The following is an 8,053-nucleotide window of genomic DNA, read 5'->3' as shown; positions in this document are numbered from 1 at the left end:
CTGGCAAAATTCAACCAATCAATAAAACAATCGGTATCAACAAACTTGGCACACTATTGAGTTCTCAAACAACAGACACAACCGGCACCACCCACACCCCACAGGGTCCAGGATCGCTCCGGAGCAACTTTCCAAACTTACCGGCTGCTTCCCTCCGAGTCAAATCGGCAAGCTTGACTTGATTTTTCCTTGCGGTTTCTTGTCAGCTTGCGATCTCAACTCGTGGAGCAGCGCGGGTATTAACTATACACACACTCTGCCGGGTTGGCAAAGCCCCGATCCGATGGACTCCCTGGGCCCACGAAAGCAGGCAACGCTCCCCCGCCGCAGTGAGGGAGCGTTGCCTGGAAACACCGGTTATGTGAGCGGGCGTCAGGCCCAATCACGCGGGAACTGGAGGAGCGTTACTCAGCCGGCGTGAACCAGGATGCTCCGAGCGGCGGCAGCGTGACGGACAGCGCCGCCGGCTGCCCGTCCGTGCCGGGGGCAGTGGCCTTCAGCGAACCGGCGTTCACCACACCTGACCCGCCATATGCTTCGGCATCGGTGTTCAGGACTTCGGTCCACTCCCCCGCCAGCGGAACACCCAGGATGTATTCCTGGTGCGGACCGCCGGAGAAGTTCACCGCGCAGACCAACGGCTTGCCGTTGTTACCCCAGCGGATGAAGGTGAGGACGTTATGGTCCGCGTCGCCACCGTTGATCCACTGGAACCCGCCGGCCTCGTTGTCCTTCTCGTAGAGAGCAGGCGTGGCGGCGTACACCTCGTTGAGGTCCTTGACCAGGAGCTGCAGGCCGCGGTGGGCCGGAATGTCCGAGAGGAACCAGTCCAGTCCGTACTGCTCGGACCACTCCGCTTCCTGGCCGAACTCAGTACCCATGAAGATGAGCTGCTTGCCGGGGTGCGACCACTGGTATGCGAAGAAGGCACGAAGGTTGGCCAGTTGCTGCCAGCGGTCGCCCGGCATCTTGCGCAGCATGGAGCCCTTCCCATGGACCACTTCGTCATGGCTGATGGGCAGGAGGAAGTTCTCCGTGAACGCATAAACCAGCGAGAAGGTGATGGTGCCGTGGTGCCACTTGCGGTTGATGGGGTCTTCGGAGACGTACTTCAGGGAGTCGTGCATCCAGCCCATGTTCCACTTCAGGCCAAAGCCCAGACCGCCGTGGTTGGTGGGTGCCGTAACGCCGGGGAATGCGGTGGACTCCTCGGCAATGACGATAGCGCCGGGGTGTGACTTGTAGACCGTCGCGTTGACTTCCTGCATGAAGGAGATGGCTTCCAGGTTCTCCCTGCCGCCGAACTTGTTCGGGCGCCACTGACCCTCCTCGCGGGAGTAGTCGAGGTAGATCATGGAGGCCACGGCGTCCACGCGCAAGCCGTCAATGTGGAACTCCTCGAGCCAATACAGCGCGTTGGCCACCAGGAAGTTCCGGACCTCGCTGCGGCCAAAGTCGAAAATCAGCGTGCCCCAGTCCGGGTGTTCGCCCAGCGCCGGATCGGAGTGCTCGTACAACGGCTGGCCGTCGAACTGGGCCAGGGCCCAGGAGTCCTTGGGGAAGTGGGCAGGGACCCAGTCCAGAAGGACGCCGATACCGGCCTGATGGAGCGAGTCCACCAGGAACCGGAACTCATCCGGGTGCCCGAAGCGTGAGGTCGGGGCAAAGTATGACGTCACTTGGTAACCCCATGAGCCGCCGAACGGGTGCTCGGCGACGGGCATGAATTCAACGTGGGTGAAGCCAAGCCACTTCACGTACTCGACGAGTTCCTTGGCAAGTTCCTTGTACCCCAGACCCAACCGCCAGGAGCCCAGGTGGACTTCGTAGACGCTCATGGGCGAGTTGTGCGGATCCCGCTTGGCCCGGGCAGCCATCCAGTCCGCGTCCTTGAAGCGGTGGCTGGCGTCCACTACCCGCGATGCCGTGAGCGGAGGGACCTCGGTCCCGAAGGCCAGCGGGTCGGCTTTCTCGATCCACTGACCCGCCTTGGTCAGGATCTCGTATTTGTAGCACGCCCCTGCTGCAACACCTGGAATGAAGAGCTCCCAGACGCCCGAGGACCCCAGCGAGCGCATTCCGTGCGAGCGTCCGTCCCAACCGTTGAAGTCACCCTTCACGCGGACAGCCTGAGCATTCGGCGCCCACACAGCGAAGGAAACACCATCCACGTCGCTCAAGGCGGACCGGTAGTGCTGGACGTGCGCACCCAGGACATCCCAGAGCCGTTCGTGGCGGCCTTCGCCGATCAGGTGCAGGTCAACCTCACCCACAGTGGGCAGGTAGTGGTAGGGGTCATCGATGGTGACGGGTTCGACGTCGTACACCACTTCCAAACGGTAGTCCGGCACATGCCCGGCCTGCAGCGGTTCCAGGACCGCAGTCCATACTCCGTGCGACTCGTGTTCCATGGGGGTGCGGCCGGTCTCCGTCACCACGGTGACGGACTTGGCCAGGTGCTTCACTGTCCTGATGGTCACGTGGCCGTGGTCATCGAGGTGGGCGCCAAGGACCGAATGCGGCGCGTGGTAAGCGCCGGCCGCCACGCGTTCCAAGGTCTCGGAGTCCACGTGCAAGGGAACTCGGGGCCGTTCGGTACGTGCTGAGCCAGTCATGTCATTACCTTCCGCTGTTGCTGCCGCATGCTTGCCGCGGCTTGTGTTGTCGAGGATCCGTCGGGATGCGTTCACCGGTATCGACAACCAGTCGGGCCGGTTACGCAGCTCGTACACCACCTCGTATAAGGCCTTGTCCAGCCACAATGCCACAAAGAGCGGCGACTGGAGGTCAATGGTTCCCGGGGTGACTTCGCTGTACCCCTCAAGGAAGGCGGCAGCACAGTCATCCACCCAGGTCTCCGGGACCTGCGCGTCAGGATTCTCCCTGGTCGCGGCACCGGCGGCGTAGTCGAACGAGCGCAACATGCCGGTGACATCGCGGAGCGGAAGATCAGGGGTGTTCCGCTCGTCGATCGTCCGCAGCGGCTCGCCTTCAAAGTCCAGGATCGCCCAGCGGCCCGGTTGCGCCCCGTTACCGGCAACCCGCAGGATCTGGCCCAGGTGGAGATCACCGTGGACGCGCTGCAGCTGTCCCACGGCCCGGGGCTCCAGGGCCGCCAGCAGTTCTTCAAGGTTTGCGTCATAGGGCCCGACGGCGGACGCCGCCTCAGCCCACGACTGCCGGACCCGCCGGGCAACAGCGGCGATGATGTCCGGGCCCTGTTCCTGGCCGTCATAGGTGCCGAAGGTTTCCGCCAGCCTGGCGTGAACCGTGGCGGTGGCGTTGCCGAGTCCCCGCGCTTCAGCGGTGAAGTCGTTGCCGGCCGCGGCGGCATCAACAGCCAGACGCCAGGCGTCCAGGCCGCCGAGCAGGAATTCGTGCGCGACTGTCAGCTCACCTGTGGCCACTGCACCGTCTTTCGACGCCGGTTCATTCCACGAGCCCGTGATCCAGCCCAGCGTCGCGGGAACCTCGCTGGTCCCTGCAGCGGTCAGCGCCGCACCCAGCTCAACCTCGGGATTCCGGCCGGGCGAAAGCACCCGGAAGATCTTGACGATCGCCGCCGAGTCGCCGTCGTCGATTATGACGGACGTGTTGGACTGTTCGCCGGAAAGGACCCGCACGGACACCGGGTTTTCCGGGAGCGGGACGCGGCCACGGGTGAGGTGGCCGCGGGCTGAACCAACATTCCCTTCGCTGCGCATGAGCTGCAGCCACGCCGTGACGAATTCGGAGTCGTAGACGGCGTCGTACACCAAACGAAGGCCCAGTTCCGGATCCGTGTACTCGCCCAAAAGCGCCGAAGGCGCATCCACAAGCGGTTGGCTGTGGAAGCTCAACGGCACCTGGACCACATCGGTCCGGGGACCGCCGTCGGCCGTCCGGTGGGTGACGGCCAGCACCAGGACCTCCAACACAGCGTCGCCGCTGCCCTGAAGTCTGAAGCCGCCCACCTGCTCCAACGCGAAGTCGGGGCTCTTGACCGGGAACCAGCGTTTGCCGGGAAGCCAGGTCCTCAGAAGTCCTTCAATGGAGGGGTTCAAGTTTTCCTTGTTCATCTCATCCTTTGGAGGTCACCACTGGAATCGCCTGGGTAAAAGGCGACGAGGGATTCGAAAATGCCGAGCGTACCCGCAGCCAGTAGAAGCTGTGGCTGCCCAGCATCACGGTCAGGTGACCGTTGTCACCGACGGCCGGGAAAGGCTGGCCGCCAAAAATATCGCGCAAGCCGCGGCCTGCGAACTCGGGAATATCCAACGTTGCCGCGACCGGGTGCTGCGAGAGGTTGAAGACACAGAGAATGGTTTCCGCGTCTTCCCCTTCCGGGTTTCCTGCAGGAAGCTCACGTACGTAGGCCAACACCACCTCGTGGTCGGCCTCGATGTGCCGGAAACCGCCCAAGCCGAATACCGGGTGGTTCTTCCGGACACTAAGGATCTGCCGGGTCCACCGGAGCAGGGAGCCTGAGTGTGCGGCTTCGGCCTCGACGTTGGCCATGCTGTAGTTGTAGACCAGCGACTGGATTACCGGAAGATACAGCTTGCCCGGGTCCGCCGAGGAGAACCCGGCGTTGCGGTCCGGGTTCCACTGCATGGGGGTGCGGACGGCATCGCGGTCATCAAGCCAGATGTTGTCGCCCATGCCGATTTCGTCCCCGTAGTACAGGAACGGGCTGCCGGGCAGGGACAGCAGCAGCGCATTGATGAGCTCGATCTCGGAGCGGGAGTTGTCCAGGAGCGGTGCCAGACGGCGGCGGATACCGATGTTGGCCCGCATGCGTGGATCCGGCGCGTACCAGCCAAGCATGGCCGCACGCTCCTCCGCAGGCACCATCTCCAGAGTCAGCTCGTCGTGGTTCCGCAGGAAAGTACCCCACTGCGCACCCCGCGGGATTTCCGGCGTATCGCGCAGCGTGTCAATGATCGGCGCGGCTTTCTGGTCACGGAGTGCGTAATACAGCCTGGGCATGATCGGGAAGTGGAAAGCCATGTGGCATTCGGGCGCTTCTTCTGTCCCGAAATACTCCACCACTTCGTGCGGAGGCTGGTTGGCCTCCGCAATGATCACCCTGCCCGGATAGTTCGCATCCACCATCCGGCGCAGGTCCTGCAGGAAGGTGTGGGTCGCCGGCAGGTTCTCGCAATTAGTGCCCTCCTCTTCGAAGAGGTACGGAATGGCGTCAGCCCGGAAGCCGTCGATGCCCTGGTCCAGCCAGAACCTGATGACGTCGTAGAGAGCCTCGATGACCTTTGGGTTTTCGAAGTTCAGGTCCGGCTGGTGGCTGAAGAACCGGTGCCAAAAGAACTGCCGACGGATGGGATCGAAGGTCCAGTTCGATTCCTCCGTGTCAACAAAGATGATGCGGGCGTCCTGGTACTTCTCGTCCGTGTCGCTCCAGACATAGAAATCACCGTAGGGACCGGTGGGATCCTTGCGGGACTCCTGGAACCAGGGGTGCTGGTCCGACGTGTGGTTCAGCGGAAGGTCGATGATCACCCGGACGCCACGGGCGTGAGCCTCGGCCACCAGCCGTTTGAAGTCGCTGATGGTACCGAATTCGTCCAGCACCGAGGTGTAGTCCGCGATGTCGTAGCCGCCATCGCGCAACGGGGAATGGAAGAACGGCGGCAGCCAGAGGCAGTCAACGCCCAGCCACTGGAGGTAGTCCAGTTTGTCGATCAGGCCTTGGAAGTCGCCGGAACCATCCCCGTTGGCATCCGCAAAAGCCCGCACCAGTACCTCGTAGAAGACTGCCTTCCGGTACCAGAGCGGATCATGCTGGAGGCCGGGGGCGTTCAACTCGAAGGTGTTCTTCGGGGTGAAGTACTGGCTGGGATTCTGCGGAGAAAAACTCACTAAGGCTGCCTCCGGATGCTCAGGACGTGTGCCGGTTCAACGTGGGCATCGAGGCGGACATAGTTATGCTCGCCCCACCACCAGCTCTGGCCGCTGATGAGGTCGTCAACACGGAAGAGCCCGTCTTCGTTGAGATCGGCCGGGTCAAGGTCCAAGGCCGCCAGATCCAGTGAAACGGTGCTTTCGCGGGCACTGTGCGGATCCACGTTGACCACCATGATCAAGGTGTCCTTGGTACCGTCAGCCAACGTCTTGTGCTTGGAGTAGACGATCGTGGCGTCATCGGTGCTGCGGTGGATGGTCAGGTTCTGCAGGTCACCCAGCGCCAAGTGGTCCTTGCGGATGGTGTTGAGGCGTGTGATGTACGGGGCCAGCGTCCGGCCGGATTCGGCGGCACCGTCCCAGTCCCGGGCTTTGTACTCGTACTTCTCGTTGTCGATGTACTCTTCCGCGCCGGGACGGGCCACGTGTTCGTACAGCTCGTAGCCGGCGTAGACGCCCCACAGCGGGCTGGCCGTCGCTGCAAGGACGGCCCGGATGCGGAAGGCCGCGGGTCCGCCGTACTGCAGGTACTCGGTAAGGATGTCCGGGGTGTTGACGAAGAAGTTCGGACGGAAGTATGCCGGGCTCACGTGGCTGACTTCGTGGAAGTACTCCTCCAGCTCGGTCTTGGTGTTCCGCCAGGTGAAGTACGTGTAGGACTGCTGGAATCCGGCCCTGCCCAAGGCATGCATCATGGGCGGGCGTGTGAAGGCCTCCGCAAGGAACACGACTTCGGGGTTCTTCTTATTGATCTTGCCGATCAGCCATTCCCAGAACCACACCGGCTTGGTGTGCGGGTTGTCCACACGGAAAATCTTGACCCCGTGACTGATCCACAACTGCACGATGCGCAGGATCTCCTTGGAGAGACCCGCGGGGTCGTTGTCGAAGTTCAGGGGGTAGATGTCCTGGTACTTCTTTGGCGGGTTCTCGGCGTAGGCGATCGAGCCGTCCACGCGGGTGGTGAACCATTCCGGGTTTGACGTGACCCAGGGGTGGTCCGGAGCTGCCTGCAACGCCAAATCCAGGGCCACTTCCAGGCCAAGCTCATTGGCCCGGGCCACGAAAGCGTCAAAGTCCTCGAAGGTTCCGAGCTCCGGGTGGATCGCGTCGTGTCCGCCGTCCTTGGAACCAATCGCCCATGGCGAACCGGGATCCTGCGGCTCCGGAGTCAAGGTGTTGTTACGGCCCTTGCGGTGCTGGACACCGATCGGGTGGATGGGCGGCAGGTAGATGACGTCGAAGCCCATGTCCGCGACGGCGTCGAGCCTCTTGGCCGCCGTGCGGAAGTTGCCGGACGTCCACACCCCGGTGGAGTGGTCCAGGACGGCGCCTTCAGAACGCGGGAAGAACTCGTACCAGGAACCACGCCCCGCCAGGTCGCGCTCCACTTGAAGCGGAAAGCGCTCCGAAACGGTCACCAGCTCGCGGATGGGAAGACGCCCGACGGCGGCCAGCACCTCAGGGCTGAAGCCGGCGCCAAGGCGCTCCTCGGCTGTCTTGGTGGTATCGGAAAGCACGACGGAAGCGGCACGCAGGGTGCGCTTTTCAGCGCCGGTGCGACCGGCGTCGTCGGCTGCTCCCGCGAGGAGGGCTGCGCCTTCGGCGAGCATCAACTCAACGTCAATGCCCGCGGCGACCTTCACCTCGGCATTGTGGTGCCAGGTGCCGTAGCGGTCATGCCATGCCTCAATGACGAAGGACCAGGCGCCGGTGCCGCTGGGGGTGATCAGGCCCTCCCAGCGGTCCAGGCCCTTCCACTGCTCGCCTTGGGCCGGGTGCAGTCGCACGCGCTGGCGCTCCCTGCCCCGGGGATCGAGAAGCACGGCGGAGACGCCCAGCTGGTCATGCCCCTCTCGGAAGACGGTGGCTCCGACCACCAGATCCTCGCCAGGCAACGCTTTCGCGGGGAAACGGCCACCCTCAACCACCGGCTGCACGGCAGTGATGGGGAACCGCCCGAAGCGAAGGCCGGCGGTGATGTCCGAGGTCGTCTTGGAATTCAGAACGGTGGTGGTTCGCGCAGTTTTCGTCACAACCACGACGTTAGCGACAAAAATCACAGAATGCTAAGCAAACGAGGTTTCTCCTTGACGCAAGATGACTTTTACCTAAAAGAAACCCAATGCAGTTCCGACTGCCATGGGAGTCCGTT

General features: G+C 63.0%; 3 protein-coding genes. All 3 read right to left on the bottom strand.

What is annotated here, in order from left to right; genetic code table 11:
• Positions 1–404 precede the first annotated feature (404 nt).
• Genes PV760_RS13005 through PV760_RS12995 form a run of 3 tightly spaced genes read right to left on the bottom strand, consistent with a single transcriptional unit; the run spans position 405 to position 7,940 of the window.
• Positions 405–4,058, bottom strand: coding sequence for a 1,4-alpha-glucan branching enzyme (locus tag PV760_RS13005; RefSeq protein ID WP_354627912.1), 3,654 nt, complete (start codon positions 4,056–4,058; stop codon positions 405–407).
• Between the two features lies 1 nt (position 4,059).
• Complete coding sequence (treS, locus tag PV760_RS13000; RefSeq protein ID WP_018777880.1) at positions 4,060–5,856, bottom strand: maltose alpha-D-glucosyltransferase; 1,797 nt, start codon at positions 5,854–5,856, stop codon at positions 4,060–4,062.
• Positions 5,856–7,940: an alpha-1,4-glucan--maltose-1-phosphate maltosyltransferase gene (locus PV760_RS12995; RefSeq protein ID WP_354627918.1), complete on the bottom strand. Its 2,085-nt coding sequence runs from the start codon at positions 7,938–7,940 to the stop codon at positions 5,856–5,858. Before PV760_RS12995 ends, treS begins: the two co-directional genes overlap by 1 nt.
• Between the last annotated feature and the right edge of the window lie 113 nt (positions 7,941–8,053).

The sequence above is a fragment of the Paenarthrobacter sp. CC6 genome (assembly GCF_040560085.1).
Taxonomy (GTDB): domain Bacteria; phylum Actinomycetota; class Actinomycetes; order Actinomycetales; family Micrococcaceae; genus Arthrobacter; species Arthrobacter nicotinovorans.
This window is presented reverse-complemented; position numbering and strand designations above follow the sequence as displayed.

Coding starts and splice junctions, on each gene's coding strand:
- PV760_RS13005 (WP_354627912.1), bottom strand. CDS start 4,058: ATGAACAAGGAAAACTTGAACCCCTCCATTGAAGGACTTCTGAGGACC.